The organism is Paenibacillus methanolicus (genome assembly GCF_008124765.1).
GTDB classification, from domain to species: domain Bacteria; phylum Bacillota; class Bacilli; order Paenibacillales; family Paenibacillaceae; genus Paenibacillus_Z; species Paenibacillus_Z methanolicus.
This window is the reverse complement of sequence record NZ_VNHS01000008.1, coordinates 82,502-97,274: the sequence shown is the minus strand read 5'-3', so window position 1 is coordinate 97,274 and position 14,773 is coordinate 82,502. Positions and strand designations below refer to the sequence as shown.

At 59.0% G+C, this 14,773-nt stretch carries 12 protein-coding genes; 5 read left to right on the top strand and 7 right to left on the bottom strand.

The window, feature by feature from the left end; all coding sequences use genetic code 11:
- The first annotated feature begins 169 nt into the window (after nt 1-169).
- Nucleotides 170-601, top strand: a complete 432-nt coding sequence (locus BCM02_RS20750) for a VOC family protein (RefSeq protein WP_148931051.1) — start codon at nt 170-172, stop codon at nt 599-601.
- 157 nt (nt 602-758) lie between these two features.
- Nucleotides 759-2,507, top strand: coding sequence for a methyl-accepting chemotaxis protein (locus tag BCM02_RS20745; RefSeq protein WP_148931050.1), 1,749 nt, complete (start codon nt 759-761; stop codon nt 2,505-2,507).
- Nucleotides 2,508-2,629: 122 nt separating this feature from the next.
- On the opposite strand, the gene BCM02_RS20740 is transcribed toward BCM02_RS20745, so the two are convergent.
- Entirely contained in the window at nt 2,630-3,472 is an 843-nt protein-coding gene (locus tag BCM02_RS20740) for an aldo/keto reductase (protein WP_148931049.1), read from the bottom strand.
- A 63-nt stretch (nt 3,473-3,535) separates the two neighbouring features.
- Complete coding sequence (locus tag BCM02_RS20735; protein WP_148931048.1) at nt 3,536-4,744, bottom strand: MFS transporter; 1,209 nt, start codon at nt 4,742-4,744, stop codon at nt 3,536-3,538.
- Nucleotides 4,745-5,294: 550 nt separating this feature from the next.
- Between BCM02_RS20735 and BCM02_RS20730 the strand changes: the two genes are divergently transcribed.
- Nucleotides 5,295-6,284, top strand: coding sequence for a FecCD family ABC transporter permease (locus BCM02_RS20730; RefSeq protein WP_148931047.1), 990 nt, complete (start codon nt 5,295-5,297; stop codon nt 6,282-6,284).
- Nucleotides 6,277-7,299, top strand: coding sequence for a FecCD family ABC transporter permease (locus BCM02_RS20725; protein ID WP_148931046.1), 1,023 nt, complete (start codon nt 6,277-6,279; stop codon nt 7,297-7,299). Before BCM02_RS20730 ends, BCM02_RS20725 begins: the two co-directional genes overlap by 8 nt.
- 95 nt (nt 7,300-7,394) lie before the next feature.
- Here the strand turns inward: BCM02_RS20725 and BCM02_RS20720 are convergent, their stop codons facing one another.
- The gene (locus BCM02_RS20720; protein ID WP_246183486.1) at nt 7,395-8,252 is read right to left on the bottom strand and encodes an alpha/beta hydrolase; all 858 of its coding nucleotides are present in this window, start codon (nt 8,250-8,252) and stop codon (nt 7,395-7,397) included.
- A 220-nt stretch (nt 8,253-8,472) separates the two neighbouring features.
- On the opposite strand from BCM02_RS20720, the gene BCM02_RS20715 reads away from it, so the two are divergent.
- A complete protein-coding gene (locus BCM02_RS20715) occupies nt 8,473-10,110 on the top strand; it encodes an AraC family transcriptional regulator (protein WP_148931045.1) in 1,638 nt (545 codons plus the stop codon).
- Nucleotides 10,111-10,194: 84 nt separating this feature from the next.
- Here the strand turns inward: BCM02_RS20715 and BCM02_RS20710 are convergent, their stop codons facing one another.
- The 4 genes from BCM02_RS20710 to BCM02_RS20695 form a co-directional block, all read right to left on the bottom strand.
- Nucleotides 10,195-11,940 (bottom strand): fibronectin type III domain-containing protein, encoded by a 1,746-nt coding sequence (locus BCM02_RS20710; protein ID WP_148931044.1) that lies wholly within the window; start codon nt 11,938-11,940, stop codon nt 10,195-10,197.
- 491 nt (nt 11,941-12,431) lie between these two features.
- A complete protein-coding gene (locus tag BCM02_RS20705) occupies nt 12,432-13,322 on the bottom strand; it encodes a PIG-L deacetylase family protein (RefSeq protein ID WP_148931043.1) in 891 nt (296 codons plus the stop codon).
- 78 nt (nt 13,323-13,400) lie between these two features.
- On the bottom strand, nt 13,401-13,604 hold the full coding sequence (locus tag BCM02_RS20700) for a hypothetical protein (protein ID WP_148931042.1): 204 nt from the start codon (nt 13,602-13,604) through the stop codon (nt 13,401-13,403).
- Nucleotides 13,604-14,773, bottom strand: coding sequence for a Ger(x)C family spore germination protein (locus BCM02_RS20695; protein WP_187434332.1), 1,170 nt, complete (start codon nt 14,771-14,773; stop codon nt 13,604-13,606). The genes BCM02_RS20700 and BCM02_RS20695 overlap by 1 nt, the downstream gene beginning before the upstream one ends.

Sequence of the window (14,773 nt, the reverse complement as noted above, 5' to 3'; positions counted from 1 at the left end):
CTATGAACCTTTTGCGAGAAGAGGCTTGCGCGATGCAAGCCTCTTTCGTTATGCCGAGTATCCCCGAACAGGATCGCAATCGAGAAGAAACGGAAGACCGCCGGGGTGTGATAAACTTGGTTTTGCAGCCCGCGATCCGGGCAGATTCCGATGATGAGGTGGTCCAATTATGGCTTTTCGCGCCCAACAAATGTTCGTTAACTTGCCGGTGAAGGATTTGAAGCGATCGATGGCGTTTTTCGGCGAAATCGGGTTCGAGTTCGATATGAACTTCACGGATGACAATGCGGCTTGCATGGTGATCGGCGAGAATATATACGCCATGCTGCTGGTCGAGGATTACTTCCGCACGTTCGTGACGAAGGATATCGCGAATGCCGCGGCGACGGCCGAAGCGATCTTCGCCCTGTCGGTCGAGAGCCGGGAAGAAGTGGACACGGTCGTGAACCGGGCGCTTGCCGCGGGCGGCAAGCCTTCAAGCAACAAGGCCGATCATGGCTTCATGTACCAATGGAGCTTCCAGGATGTGGACGACCACTTGTGGGAAGTGTTCTATATGGATATGAATGCGGCGCAGGACCCGAATGCCGCGCAAGCATAACAGGACAGACGAAGAAGCCGGCGACGGCTTCTTTTTACATGGAGCCCCAATGATGAATGCCAGAATATTGGGGTGAAAAGAAATTGTTGGCGAGGACTGTATTTTGAAGGGGGAAAATCCGATATAACAGGTAGGCCACAACTAGAGGAGGCATCTTGTGTTCAAGTTTTTGAAATCCAAGAGCTTGGCGTTTACGAGCTCGTTTGTGTTATCCATTCTGTTCATCGCCGTAATCGGCTCGATGATAACGCTCTCCATACGAGATCAGAAGGCGGCGTACTTCCAGCAATTCGAGCAATATGGCACCGTATTCACGGCGCTCATGCAGGCGAAAGGCGATCTGGTTGCCGAAACAACGAATGCGATCGCGCAGAATCAGCCGCTAACCGGTCATGCATTCGACGAACTGTTGGTCGATCTGAATGCGATGGTAGGGAACGATATCGTAGCAGGCGCGTACTTGCTGACGCCGGACAAGATTGAGCGGGACGGCAAGACGTACCTGTATAATTCCCAATATGCCCACGCTACATCCGAAACGGAAAGTCTTCTTGGCCAGGAATATGAATTGTCCGCCATTTTCGAAGCCGGTTTCGATCAGGCGATGAAGAATGGCTTTGTCCTCACCGAAGACTATACCGATTCATTCGGCACGTTTATTTCGTATTTGGCCCCGATTAAAGACCAAAGCGGCAAGCCGGTCGCGTTGTTCGGCGTCGACTTCGACTATGGCAAGGTGAAAGCATCCATCAACCGCATCCTTTGGACGAACATTATCGTCGGACTGATCTTCACGATCGCGGCAATCGTCATTTCGATCGTGCTGGTGCGTCTGGCGGTGCGTCCGCTCAAGCGTCTTGCGGAAGTTTCCCATATTGCGGCGCAAGGCGACCTCACCGTCGAGATCCCGAACGGATCGAACAACGAAATCGGACGAGCGACGAACGCCTTCAACGACATGGTAAGAAGCTTGCGCGAATTGACGCACAGTATCCGCCACACGTCGGGCGAGGTATCCGATGCTTCGGTCAATCTGCAGGAGAGCGCTCAGCAGACGGCGCACGCGACGGAAGAAATCACGAACGCGATTCAGAACATCGCGGCCGGGCTCGACGAGCAGTTGCAGCATTTCCGCGATTCGCAGCGCGCCATGGACGAGATGATCATCGGCATCGGCCGCATCGCGGAATCGTCGTCTATCGTCTCAGAACTGGCCGCGGACACGGCCGGAAGCGCGAACCTCGGACAGGCGGACATGGAATCCACCGTCGTTCAAATGCAAGCGATCGAGCAGAACTTGCATAAATCCGTGGATACGATGCACGAGCTCAGACAGCTCAGCAACCGAATCGGCGAGATGATCGCCTTGATCGGCGAGGTGGCGAACCAGACGAATCTGCTGGCGCTCAACGCTTCCATCGAAGCGGCGCGCGCAGGCGAGCATGGCAAAGGCTTCGCCGTCGTCGCTCAAGAAATCCGCAAGCTGGCGGAACGTTCGAAGACATCATCCGAGCAGATCGCGGATATTCTTCAGGGCATAAGCGAACGGACGGGCGAAGCAGTTGGTTCGCTCGAGCAATCGATGGCGGAAGCGCAAACGGGCACGATCGTCGCGAACAAAGCCGGAGATACGTTCAAAGCGATCGTCCAGTCGATCCGCCAGGTGTCGGAGCAAGTCGGCGAAGTGTCCGCCGCTTCCGAGCAAATGTCGGCCGGCAGCGAGCACGTCGCCGTCTCCTTGAACAATGTCGAGCGGATCGCTTCGAATTCGTCCATGGACTCCGCGCGCGTAGCGGCGGCTTCGGAAGAGCAGCTTGCGTCGATGCAGGAAGTGGCCGGATTCTCCGAGCAGCTCCGCAATATGGCAAGTTCGTTGAAGGAGACGATCGGCAAGTTCCGCGTGTAGTCGCCAAATAAGCGGCAGCTATTCGTCGTGCCGCGTACTTTGATCGAACACGAACAAGGGCTCGTTCTCTCGCCGATTTATCGGCGGAGGACGAGCCCTTGTTCTTTCGGATATCCGATCGATTAGAAATTGAAGTGGTCCGGATCCGGGCCGACGCGGCGGTTTTCGTTCAGCGCGTCGATGCGGCGCATCGCCTCGACCGACAGTTCGAAATCGAATACCGCGGCATTGTCGGCGATACGATCCGCCTTCGTCGATTTGGGGATCGTGACGACGCCGTGCTGCATGTCCCATCGCAGGATGATTTGCGCCACTGATTTGCCGTGCATATCCGCGATGTCGCGAAGCACGGGATGATCGAGCAGCATGCCTTGCATAAGCGGTGACCAAGCTTCGATCTGGATCCCGTGCGACTTCGCGAACGCGCGAAGCTCTGCTTGCGTCAGCAAGGGATGGAACTCGACTTGGTTAACGACCGGTTTGATATCGGCGTTCGCCATCAGCGCTTCCAAGTGATGCACTTGGAAGTTGCTGACGCCGATCGCTTTCACGCGTTCATCCCGGTAGAGCTTCTCCATGGCGCGCCACGTGTCGTTGATTTTGCCTGCAACCGGCCAGTGGATGAGATAGAGGTCGAGATAGTCGAGGCCGAGCTTCGCCAAGCTGGCTTCATAGGCGGCCAGCGTCTCCTCGTAGCCCATATCGGCGGTCCATACCTTCGAGGTGATGAACAGTTGTTCCCTGGATAGATCGTTCTCGGTTAGTGCCTCCCGGATCCCCTGCCCGACGCTTGCTTCATTGCCGTAGATCGCGGCCGTATCGATGCTGCGGTATCCATGCCGCACCGCGGAGTGGATCGCGTGAACCAGCTCTTGGCCTTCCTCGACCTTGAATACGCCGAGGCCGAGCCAAGGCATGGTAACGCCGTTATGAAGGGTGGCGCGATGATGTATCGATTGTGTCATAAGCATGATCCTCCTGGTTGAATATGATGCGGATTTCGATGTTCTTCAGACGGTATGGCTGGCTTATCCGGCTTGCTTAAACTCCGCTCGAGCTTGTTCCCTGTTTGCCAGCATCCGGCTCCATGCTGTCAAGGCGGCGGCGATCGCAACCATGATGGCACCCACCCATGCGGTATGAACGAGTCCCATGCGTTCTGCGACGATACCGCCCAGGTAAGCGCCGATCGCTATGCCGGCATTGAACGCCGCGATATTGACGGCCGATGCGACATCGATTGCTTTGGGCGCGTATTGCTCGGCCAGATTCACGACGTACACTTGGAGACCAGGCACGTTCATGAAGGCAAGCAGCCCCATGGCGAACAGCGTGACGAGCGCGGCGATTTTGAAAGGAGCGGCGAACGTCAGCGCGAACAAGACGAATGCCTGCGCGATGAACATATAGAGCAGGGCGGCTAGCGGTTTACGGTTGGCGGCTTTGCCGCCGATAATATTGCCGATCGCGATCGCAATGCCATAAAGCAGCAGGATAAGCGCAACCGTGGACGGCTTGAAGCCGGTAATGTCGTGCAGCAGCGGCGATAAATAAGTGAAGACGACGAAGGTGCCGCCATAGCCGAACGCGGTAATGAGGAAAGCGATGGCCAGTCGTCCGTTCGTGACGAGCCGCAGTTGTTCGCGGACCGGCGTTTTGCCGCCCTTGCGAAGCGCGGTAGGCACCAGCAGCAGATTCGCGATCAACGCCAGCGCGCCGATCACCGCGATCGCCGCGAACGCGGCTCGCCAACCGAGCTGCTGGCCGACGAAGGTGCCAAGCGGCACGCCCGTCACCGTCGCGACGGTCAAGCCCGAGAACATCGTGGCGATGGCGCTCGCCCGGCGGTGTTCGGGCACCAAGGCGGCGGCGATCGTTGAGCCGATGGACATGTAGATGCCATGCGATAAAGCGGATATAATCCGCGCGGTCAGCAGCATCGCGATGCCGCCGGACATCGCCGCAAGCGAATTGCCCGCGATGAAGACGATCATTATCCAAATGAGCAGCGTCTTGCGGCCGACCCCCGATGCGAGGGAGGTCAGCACGGGAGCGCCGAATGTCACGCCAAGCGCGTATACAGTCACGGTCAAGCCGGCAGTGGCCACCGATATGTTCAAGTCCTCCGAGATTAAGGGCAGCAGCCCCACGCTTATGAATTCCGTCGTTCCGATCGCAAAGGCGCTAATCGCCAAAGCGAGCAGCGCCCACGCGGCGCGTTTGGCATCAAGCGCCATGTCTCTCACTCCGCTTCTTCTGTTATCACCGGCCGGTGAATGTTATTATGAATGGAACGCCCGGCGATGAATAGTACGCACTTTGAAGTACTATAGGCACTTCGAAGTGCCTGTTAGCGGCAGCAAGGCGAGATGATCAATTCAGACTAGCGGGATACGTATGAAAACATTGGTATTCGACCGCTTCGGCGGACGGACGTGTTGACGCCGCGCGAGACAGCCGCTCCGATCAAGTCATAGATCCGCTAAGCCGATCGCGCGCGCTCCTTTGTCTTTGGCTAATTGGCGCGCCCCGCCATCCAAATGATAATGGCCTAAGCGTGGAAGGAAGCGTGCTTGGACTCGGCACGCTTCTTCGGCATACGCAAGCCTGTCTGTAGAACGCCGGACACCGACGAATGTCCATGCGGTATAGGGTTATCGTCCATGGTTGTTCTAATCCGAGCCAACTATAATGTCTGTTGAGAATCATTATCACTATCAACGTGATAGACTCGGAAACTAGTCTACTTTGACCAACAGGGCGTGAACTATGCGATACCACTACATCATGCGAACTTCCATCTTCGTGCTGGCCCCGCTCGCCATCCTGGCGACGATGATCATCTCCGTCCTCTACGGAGCGAAAGACATTAGCCCGGCGACGATCCGGGCGGCGATCTTCCATTTCGACCCCGACAATATGGACCATCAAATTATTGTGACTTCCCGGCTGCCCCGCGCCGTCGGCGCGCTCATGATCGGGGCGTTCCTGGCGGTATCCGGCGCGATCATGCAAGGGATGACGCGGAACTATCTCGCTTCGCCTTCCATCATGGGCGTATCGGACGGCTCGATCTTCGTCATTACGCTGTGCATGGCGCTGCTGCCGAACAGTTCGAGCTTCGACATGATCCTTTACTCGTTGATCGGCTCGGCGTTGGGAGCGGGACTCGTCTTCGGCTTGGCATGGCTGCTTCCGAACGGATTGTCTCCGGTTCGAATGGCGATCCTTGGCACGATCATCGGGACGTTCCTGAACGGCGTGGCGGAGGCGATCGCGTCGTACTTCCAGCTGTCCCAATCCATCAGCTTCTGGTACAACGCGCGGCTGCATCAGATGGACCCGGCGATGATCAAGCTCGCCGTGCCGTTCGCCGTCATCGGCTTAGGACTCGCGATCGCGTTATCCAGATCCATTACCGTGCTTTCGCTCGGCGATGACATCGCGGCGAATCTTGGCCAGCGGACTCGGCTCGTGAAGGTGTTGTCGCTGATCAGCGTGACGCTGTTGTGCGGCGTATCGGTCGCGCTGGCAGGCAAAATCGCGTTCGTCGGTCTGCTCGTGCCGCATATCGTCCGATATCTCGTCGGCATCGACTATCGGTTCGTCATTCCGGCTTCCGCCATCGCGGGCGGCTTGTTCCTCGGCTGGTGCGACGTCGCCAGCCGGTTCGTCAATGCCCCGTTCGAGACGCCGATCGGCGTCGTGACCGCGCTGCTGGGCGTACCGTTCTTCCTTTACTTGATCAAGACGAAGGGGGGCGGCAAACATGCATAGCCGTTCGCATTCGCGTATCTGGACGGTATTGGCGGTGATATGGGCGCTGCTTGCCGTCGCGTTGTATATCAGCATCACGGAAGGCACGTTCGATATTTCCGTCAAGGATGTCGTGAAGACGCTGCTTCGGATCGATCCCGTCATGGAGCATGATCTGGTCATATTCGAATTCCGCCTGCCGCGCATCGTGATCGGCGCGCTCGTCGGCTTCGCGCTCGGCATCGCCGGAGCGGTCGTCCAAGGCATTACGCGCAACGGGCTGGCCGACACCGGTATGCTCGGAATCAATGCGGGCGCAGGCACGGCGACGGTGTTGTTCATGTTCTTGTTCCAGGGCCAAGTAACGGGGCTCGGGACGTGGTCGATCATGCTGATGCCGCTCTGCGGCTTGGCCGGCGGCTTGCTGGCCGCGTCGCTTATCTTCATGCTGGCGCGCGAGGGCAAACGGCTTGATCCTCAGCGGCTCATTCTCGTCGGCATCGCGATCGGTTCGGGCTTCGGGGCGGTCACGCTGTACGTCTCGCTCAAGATGAACCCGCAAGATTTCGAGATGGCGGCCGTCTGGCTGGCCGGCAGCGTATATAACGCCAATTGGACGTACGTCGCTTCCATGCTGCCTTGGCTGATTCTGCTCGTGCCTTTCATCTGGATGAAGTCCTACGTGCTGGACGTGCTTCAACTGGAGGAATACAGCGCGGCCGGCGTCGGCGTGCCGGTGGAGCGGGAACGCAGGGGACTGTTGATCGCGTGCGTAGGGCTTGTCAGCGCATGCGTGGCCGTATCCGGCAGCATCGGCTTCGTCGGGCTGATCGCGCCTCACATCGCCAAGCGGCTGGTCGGTTTGAAGCATAGCCGGATCATTCCGGTATGCGGTTTCATCGGTATGACGATGGTCGTCGTCGCGGATTTGATCGGCAAAACGGTGTTCGCGCCGAACCAACTGGCCGTCGGCATCGTCATCTCGATCATCGGGGTACCGTATTTCGTCTATCTGTTGTTCCGCTCGTCCAAATAGAATAAGCGCGGCGATGATCCGATCCGGACTGTCGCTTGCATGAAAGAAGAGCCTTGGATGATCTGAAGTCATCCAAGGCTCTTCGACGTGTACGTTCACGGTTTGCCGGCGAATCGCAGCGCTCGGCCGGTAAGCGGGAGCAGCACGGAGAGGTGGCCCTCGTCTTCGATCTCGTCGAAGCGGACTTCGAGTCCGCGCGATGCAAGCCGTGCAAGACGTTCAGCCATCGCGGCCGCGTTCGCGTTCATCCCGCTATGATGGGAACGTTCCAATTCGCCCGCGGCGATGTAGAGTCGAGCGGTGACGCTGCTTAGCAACGCCTGTTCGGCGAAGAGACGCTCTTCTTCAAGAAGCAGCCGTTCGTTCCAATGGATGGACGGGCTACCGGCGATATAGGTCTGGAAAGCGCTCGGTTGCGTGAAGAGGGCGTGAAGCGCGAACAAACCGCCGAGCGAATGGCCGAATAACGCTTGCCGGCTTCGGTCGATGGCATACCGGCTTTCGATGAGCGGCTTCAATTCATGCTCCAGGAACTGCTGGAACAGCGCGGCGCCTCCTTGCTCCGGCCAAGCCTTGCCCGCCGGATTGGCAGGCAGCTCGGCTTGGTCCGCGGTGAGCGTGAAGTCGTAATGCCGGGCAGGCGGGTATGCTTCCTCGCCAGGATGACCGATACCAACGATTATCGCTGGCACGACGCCGGTGACGCCCGACCTTGCGGCGAGCAGGCGCTGCGACTGGGCGAAGTACGGGAAGATCGCGCCGCCGTCGAGCGCGTAGACGACCGGAAACCCTTGCTCTGGCGTATCGCCGCAGGGAATGGCGACTTGAATGGTATAGGTTCGACCGTTCGCGCGGGCCGTCACCTCGAAGGCGTTCGTACCCGGCAGCGTCGCCGGAGCGGTGCCGGGGGAAGACATGTCAGCCGCTGCTGCCGCGTAAGGGGCTTCATGCATGGTTCGTCGTACTCCTTTCGTTCGGCGGAAGTTGATCCGCAACGATGGCGATATGCCAAGCATTATATAAATCCGGCCGGCCGGCGTACATGGACGCTGCGCTCATTCCGAATGGACGCCTTGCCAAGGACGGGTCTACCAGCCGGCAGGGATGTCTGCTATACTGTGATTAATAGTGATAATCATTATCATATAGAACGGAAAAGGCGGGTCATGCAGGATGGGAACGTTAACGACAATCGGCCCCGAGCGGAACTGGAAACTATGCGTCATGCAGTCGGTGGTGCGAGTGGCATCGGTCGAACGCATCGCGAGGGAGTCGGGCGGCCAGCTGCCGCAGCAGCTGACAGACTCCATGGCGATATTGCTATGCAAACACGGAGAAGGAATCTTGCGGTTGGACGGCCGGGAATTGACGATTCGGGGCGGACGCGTATACGTCTGTCCCGCGGGTCGAACCTTCGGCATCGAGCGCGTATTTGCCGCCGTGGAGGTGACGCTCATCCGCTTCGAGCTCTATGAGCCCGTCGAAACCGGCGTTCAACTTACGCGCGCGGCCCCTGCGAGCTTCGACGAGCGCGCATGGCAGCCGGAGTTGTCGTTGAGCGAAGAGATCGCTAGGCTATCCGACAGACTCTATGAGCATTGGACGTCGGAAGAGGAGTTGGAGCGGTTTCGCTGCGCGGCCGATTTTCAAACCATGCTGTATCTGCTTCTCAAGCAAGAGCAGGGCGCAAGTCGCCCCGATTACGGCCAAGATCCGCTTACGGCGGCGAAAGCTTATATCGACGAGCATTTCGAGGAGAACGTCTCCGCCGATCAGCTGGCGACTATCGCCGGATTAAGCGCGAAATACTTCATGGACGCCTTCAAGAAACGGTACGGCCAGACCACGGCCGATTACATCGCGGCCTTGCGCATGAGCAAAGCGAAGCGGCTGATGACCGCCTCGCCCATGCTGCTGCGGGATATCGCGCACGAGGTCGGGTACCAGGACGAGTTTTACTTCAGCCGCAAATTCAAACGCTATTTCGGCGTATCTCCGTCCTTATATCTAGCTAATCGGAGACGGAAAATCGCTTCATACAGCAATTCGGCGACGGGCATTCTGCTTGCGCTCGGCATCACGCCATACGCGGCGCCGCTGCATCCGAAGTGGGGCGGCTATTACATGCAGCGTTACGGCAACGAAATTCCGCTTCATCTAAGCGCCTACCGCTATGGGGCGGACTGGGAAGCGAACGTCGCGCTGCTCCGGGGAGCGCCGCCGGATCTTATCCTCTGCGAAGCGCAGACGGCGGACGAAGAGAAGGCGCAGCTCGCGTCCATCGCGCCGGTTCACTATTTGAGCGGCCCGTGGCGGGAGCGACTGCGCGACGCCGCCGCGTTGCTGGGCGAGGAGCCGGCGGCCAAGCAATGGCTGGCCGACTATGAACGCCATGCGGAGGCGTCGCGCAAGCGGATCGAGCCTGTTGTCGCCGGACATTCGTTCCTGGTATTGCGCTTCTCGCGCGGACAATTCTCGCTGTACGCCAGACCTAATATTGTCGACGTACTCTATGGCGATCTGGGACTAACGCCCGCGTACCCGCTCGCGAAGGGCAGCAATCCGAACGAGGCGATGCCGCTGCACGCGATCCAGCAGGCGAACGCCGATCATATTCTGCTCATGGTGCGTCAGGAGGAAGAGACGCTTCGCTGCTGGCAGGCGATGCAAGCCGAGCCGGGCTGGAACGACCTGACGGCGGTCCGACATAATCGGGTTCACCTCATCCCATCCGAGCCTTGGCTGGAATATTCGCCGGTCGCGCATGAGCGGGTCGTGAACGAAATGGTGGCCATGTTCGCGGCTCCTTGACAGCAGAATCGCGAATAACTCGCAACCGACAACGAGAAGCCCGGGACTAAGTGGTCCCGGGCTTCTCGCGCATGAGGCATGGAATTAAGGCAAGTTCGTCAAATACGGCTTCACCGTATTGGCGTATGCATAGCCGCTGGAAGCATCCCAGTTGATCGACCACGTCATCGCGCCGCGCAGATCCGGATACTTGGCAACCGGCTTGTAGCTTCCGCAATTCGTACCGCTGGCCAAACAGCCAAGCGCGTGGTTGACGACGGAAGGACTGACGTAGCCGCCGCCTGCGGCTGATGTCGTCGCAGGCAAGCCGAGGCCGAGCTGGCTAGGCGCCACCCATTGCAGCGTCAGATCGGTCAGAGCGGTCAGGAAGTCGACCGTTCCTTGCGAGTAGCATTTGCCGTCGCGGCCAAGCATGCAGCCGGAGTTGTAGTACTGCACGTTGATGACCGTCGTGATGTCCTTCAAGCTCTTGTACAGCTGCATGTAAGCGGTGTTCTCGTTCTGCATGTCGATCGTCTGCGGCGCCATCGTCAGAATGAAGCCGGATCCGACCTTCTGCTGAAGTTGGCGGACGGCCGTCGCGACGTTGGCCGCGTTCATGCCGTTCTCGAGATCGATGTCGATGCCATCGAAGCCGAACTGCGTGATGAGCCCGTACATGCTGTTGACGAAGTTGCTGATGTTCGGCGATGCCGCGTTCAAGTTCACGTTTCCTTTCTCGCCGCCGATCGCGAGGATGACCTTCTTGCCTTGTGCTTTCTTGGCGGCGATGTCGGCGATCAGATTGGCGTTCGTGTACCCGCCTAGCGCGCTTGCGAGCGAGGAGTCGACGTTGAACGTGACGCCGCCCGGCTTGCTCGTGTCCATCTCCGCGAACGAGACGACGATGATGTCGTATTGGCTCGGCACGGCGCTAAGCTTCAGATTCGTGGCGCCGTTGACGAAGTTCTGCCAATATCCGGTCAGCGTATGCTTCGGAATGGAACCGCCCGTTCCCGTGCCCGGCGTCGTCGCGCTGATGGCATTGCTGGCCGCGGACGTGTTGCCCGCCGCATCCTTCGCCTTCACGGTGAAGGTATACGTCGTGGATGCGCTAAGGCCGGTTACCGTTGCGTTCGTGCCCGTCACCGTCTGGACGACTGACGAGCCGTTCAATACTTGGTAACTAGCCACGCCGACGTTGTCGCTCGAAGCGCCCCAGGAGAGCGAGACGCTAGAGGAAGTGGTGCCGGTCACGCCCAAGTTAGCCGGCGCGCTCGGCGCTTGCGTGTCGCTGCCGCCGGTTCCCGGCGTCGTGACGCTGACGGAGCCGCTGGCGGCGGAGACGTTGCCTGCGGCGTCTTTCGCTTTAACGGTATACGTATAAGAAGTGCCCGCCGAAAGGCCGGTGTTCGTGTACGAAAGGGTGGAGCCGGACGTGCTGCCGACGAGCGAAGCGCCGCGATAGACGTCGTAGCCGGTCACGCCGACGTTATCCGTAGCGGCGTTCCAGGCGAGGGCGACGCTGGATGCGGAGGTTGTCGTGACGCGCAAGTTGGCCGGCGCGGCCGGCGCTTGCGTATCGGTCGTGCCGCCGCCGGTCGACGCGAGCCAGAGCGCGGGCACGTTAGGCGGCTCCCAGCCGGTCAGAGAAGTATGGGACTGTCTGCAGGTGTACGTTTTGCCGCCGTAGGTGACGGTATCGTTCACGGAATAAGACACGTTGGGGGCCCAGGCGCCGCGGTCGGCGGCGGAGGCCAGGGCGGGAATACACATGATAAGAAGGGCGACAACTAAGACGAGCGATACGATCTTGCGTGCGGTGATCGGATGCGGTGAAGACGTTTTCATCAAACTACCTCCTTCGTCATCGGTAACAATTTGATGGCTTTCGCTTATGTCCGTCTTGCAGGCGACAAACGCGCGGCTTCGCACCTCCTTCGCATCCCGTTCCTAGCTTTAACCAGGATCGTCTAATATTGTCGGATAATTCTGATAGATTAGCCAGAGGTAAAATTATCCGAAATAGGGCGAAAATTATTTGACGAATAACCAATGTAATCCAATGATTACCAAGAAAAATAGGAGGAACGTGCAGCCTTGTCCCGCTCTCCAACTGAAGCGATGGGGCGTGCGTCATAGCGTCCATCGTTCCGACAAGCGGCGTCGAAACGGTTGCGTCAGCTGGCGACTCATTCCCCTTCGAGGGATGTCGAATAGTCGATAATGGCAGTCGCCCAATGCCCGCCTTCCGGAACACGACGAAAAGCCTTGTTCGCGAGCCCGTCTCAAGACGGTTCGAACAAGGCTTGGTCGAGGCGATCGGCCCGCTCTCGGCACGGTCATCGCCAAAATATTTCTTCATTCTTGCTAAACGAAAGCAGCAGTTCCTCGTCGACGGGAAATTGCGAACGGTACGCGAGAATCGCTTGCAGCTTCCGGCCGATTTCGCGATCGTTCAGCGGCATTCGCTCTTGCGGAGGCCAAGGTAGGCCTTCTGGAATTCGCTTGCCATCGTACAGATGGGCTTCGAAGGGAAGGGTCGGCGTTACGCCGCGCGGCCACGGCCACTGCTCGTCGTCAACAGGTCCGCTGTGGATCAGATACGTATGCAGTCCGCCGGCGAATCCCGCTCGTTCGGCCGCCTCGCGAACGAACAGTCCCACCGCTTGATGGTCCGGGTGACGGTCCGCTTCGTTGGTCATGTAGATATGGCGCGGCTGCAACGTACATATGAGATCCGTCACGTCTTTCAGCACGCATGCTTTCGTGTAGGCGGCAGGGCGGCCGAAACGGGAGCGATGATAGTCGGGGACCAGCGCGGCATAGGTTGCGCGTTGGCCGGTGAATCGGCTCGTGAACGGTCCGGCATCGGCCGCCTTGTAGATCGGCAGCAGACCGGCGTCCGGGTAAGCCAGGAAAGTGATGCAGGAGGGCGGCAGCCCGATCGCTGCTGCGGCGGCGAATGCCTCCTGCTGGCGGATCCGCGCCGATCGCAAGTAATCCTCGGGCGCCAGCTCCTCCGGCCGTTTGCGCAGCACGAGCGACAACAACTCTTCATAGGCGTCGCCGTTCGTGACTATGACGACGTGCACGCGAAGTCCGGCCGCCAGCGACCGCATGATGACGCCCGCGGTTCCCAGCGTCTCGTCGTCCGGATGCGGAGCGAACACGAGCACGTCCGCCCGAAGCGGCAGAAGCGCCCTGCCATTGTATCCCGCTGTCAACATCATTCGATCGCCTCCTCAACTGCTACCAGTCTATGAGGAGGTGCGAATCGTTCATGCCTACTCGGAAAACGTCTCTGCCGGTTATTTCCACTGAGGCAATATCGGCTTCGTCGGAGCGGGGAATTCCACGCCGGCGATGAGCGCGATGCCGAGCCCCCAAGCCGCGATCATCCAGCCTAGAAACACCCACGCCTCGCGCTTATTACCCGTCCGCCGCCAATATCTGATTTGCTGGGCGCTTGCGACGATGGCGAATATCGTGAACCATGTTATGGATGCGATCACTATTTATTCACCTCGTCTTCCGGCAGGAAGAATGGCGCCCCCATTAAGCCGACTTGCGTAACGGTGGCATCGACATCCACCGCGACCGCTGCCCGAGGATACACCTCGTCCCATTCCGGCTCCAGCTTCTTCCACGCTTTAGGATTATTGCGGTAGACCAGTTGGCCCAGTCCCGTGCTGTCGGCCTTGTATTTCGTCTGCAATTTATCGAACAAACTGAGGTACAACCGCCGCAACTCCTGTTTCATGGCCACATCCAGCTTTTCCTTGACGGCCGCGTCGCCCAGATCGAGTCCGGCCGTGTTGCCCGTCACTCTGCCAGTAGCGCGTACGCGAAATCGGAAGGCGGGCACGCCTTCCTTCACCGCGACTTTGCGCTCGATCTTCAGCTTGTTGACCTGGATCGCCACGTCCCCTTCGGCGCCGGGGTAGCGAACCTTGATCACGCCGTACGGATCGTCGCTGCCAAGCAGGCTAAGCAGCGCGATCGTCTCGTAGCCGTCTACATATCCGACCAGCTTGAGATCCTTGAATATGGCGATGCTCTTCAGGCGGATTTGTCCGTCGGACCCTCTGGAGAAGGCGGCCGCGATCGGTTCGATACCTGGCTCCGCCGAGTTCGCGAACACATCGCGGAAGGTAGACGGGACTTTCATTTTACGTACGATTAGCTCCCGCAGCGCCTCTTCCTTGGTGGCTTCCAGCGTATATTCCGATTCCGCGAGCTTGGCCGCCGTCATCCCTCGGGCGACGACGAAGAACGCCCGCAGACGCTGGTCAGGATCGCGGCTGATCGAGTCGAGCACGCCTTCGATGCCGCGTCTGGCCAATTTCTCGCCGACGATGAAGACGCGGCGGTGGGCCAAAATGACGTTTCGCGAAATGCGTTGTTCGAGTTCTACCATCATATCGTCCAGTCCGGTGCCCTTGACCATGACCGGCATGTAGGGGAGCGACGACGTCGAGCCCGCTCCGCCGCCCGTGCTGCTAGCTTGACCGGAGATTTTCTTGGGCAGCGCGACCTGCACGAGCGATTGATACGAGCCCGGCTTGTCGCCGGCATCGAACGCGGTCAGCTGCACAATGCCTTGGTCGTTGATTTCGGTCCGGTCCCAACAGCCGCCGAGCAGCATGGGAAGCAGCAGGATTAGGAAGCGCGCGGCTTTCAT

Excerpts from the sequence above, each read along its gene's own strand:
- BCM02_RS20730 (WP_148931047.1), top strand. The coding sequence starts at position 5,295 with ATGCGAACTTCCATCTTCGTGCTGGCCCCGCTCGCCATCCTGGCGACG.
- BCM02_RS20695 (WP_187434332.1), bottom strand. The coding sequence starts at position 14,773 with ATGAAAGCCGCGCGCTTCCTAATCCTGCTGCTTCCCATGCTGCTCGGC.
- BCM02_RS20740 (WP_148931049.1), bottom strand. The coding sequence starts at position 3,472 with ATGACACAATCGATACATCATCGCGCCACCCTTCATAACGGCGTTACC.
- BCM02_RS20735 (WP_148931048.1), bottom strand. The coding sequence starts at position 4,744 with ATGGCGCTTGATGCCAAACGCGCCGCGTGGGCGCTGCTCGCTTTGGCG.
- BCM02_RS20705 (WP_148931043.1), bottom strand. The coding sequence starts at position 13,322 with ATGATGTTGACAGCGGGATACAATGGCAGGGCGCTTCTGCCGCTTCGG.
- BCM02_RS20710 (WP_148931044.1), bottom strand. The coding sequence starts at position 11,940 with ATGAAAACGTCTTCACCGCATCCGATCACCGCACGCAAGATCGTATCG.
- BCM02_RS20715 (WP_148931045.1), top strand. The coding sequence starts at position 8,473 with ATGGGAACGTTAACGACAATCGGCCCCGAGCGGAACTGGAAACTATGC.
- BCM02_RS20720 (WP_246183486.1), bottom strand. The coding sequence starts at position 8,252 with ATGCATGAAGCCCCTTACGCGGCAGCAGCGGCTGACATGTCTTCCCCC.
- BCM02_RS20725 (WP_148931046.1), top strand. The coding sequence starts at position 6,277 with ATGCATAGCCGTTCGCATTCGCGTATCTGGACGGTATTGGCGGTGATA.
- BCM02_RS20750 (WP_148931051.1), top strand. The coding sequence starts at position 170 with ATGGCTTTTCGCGCCCAACAAATGTTCGTTAACTTGCCGGTGAAGGAT.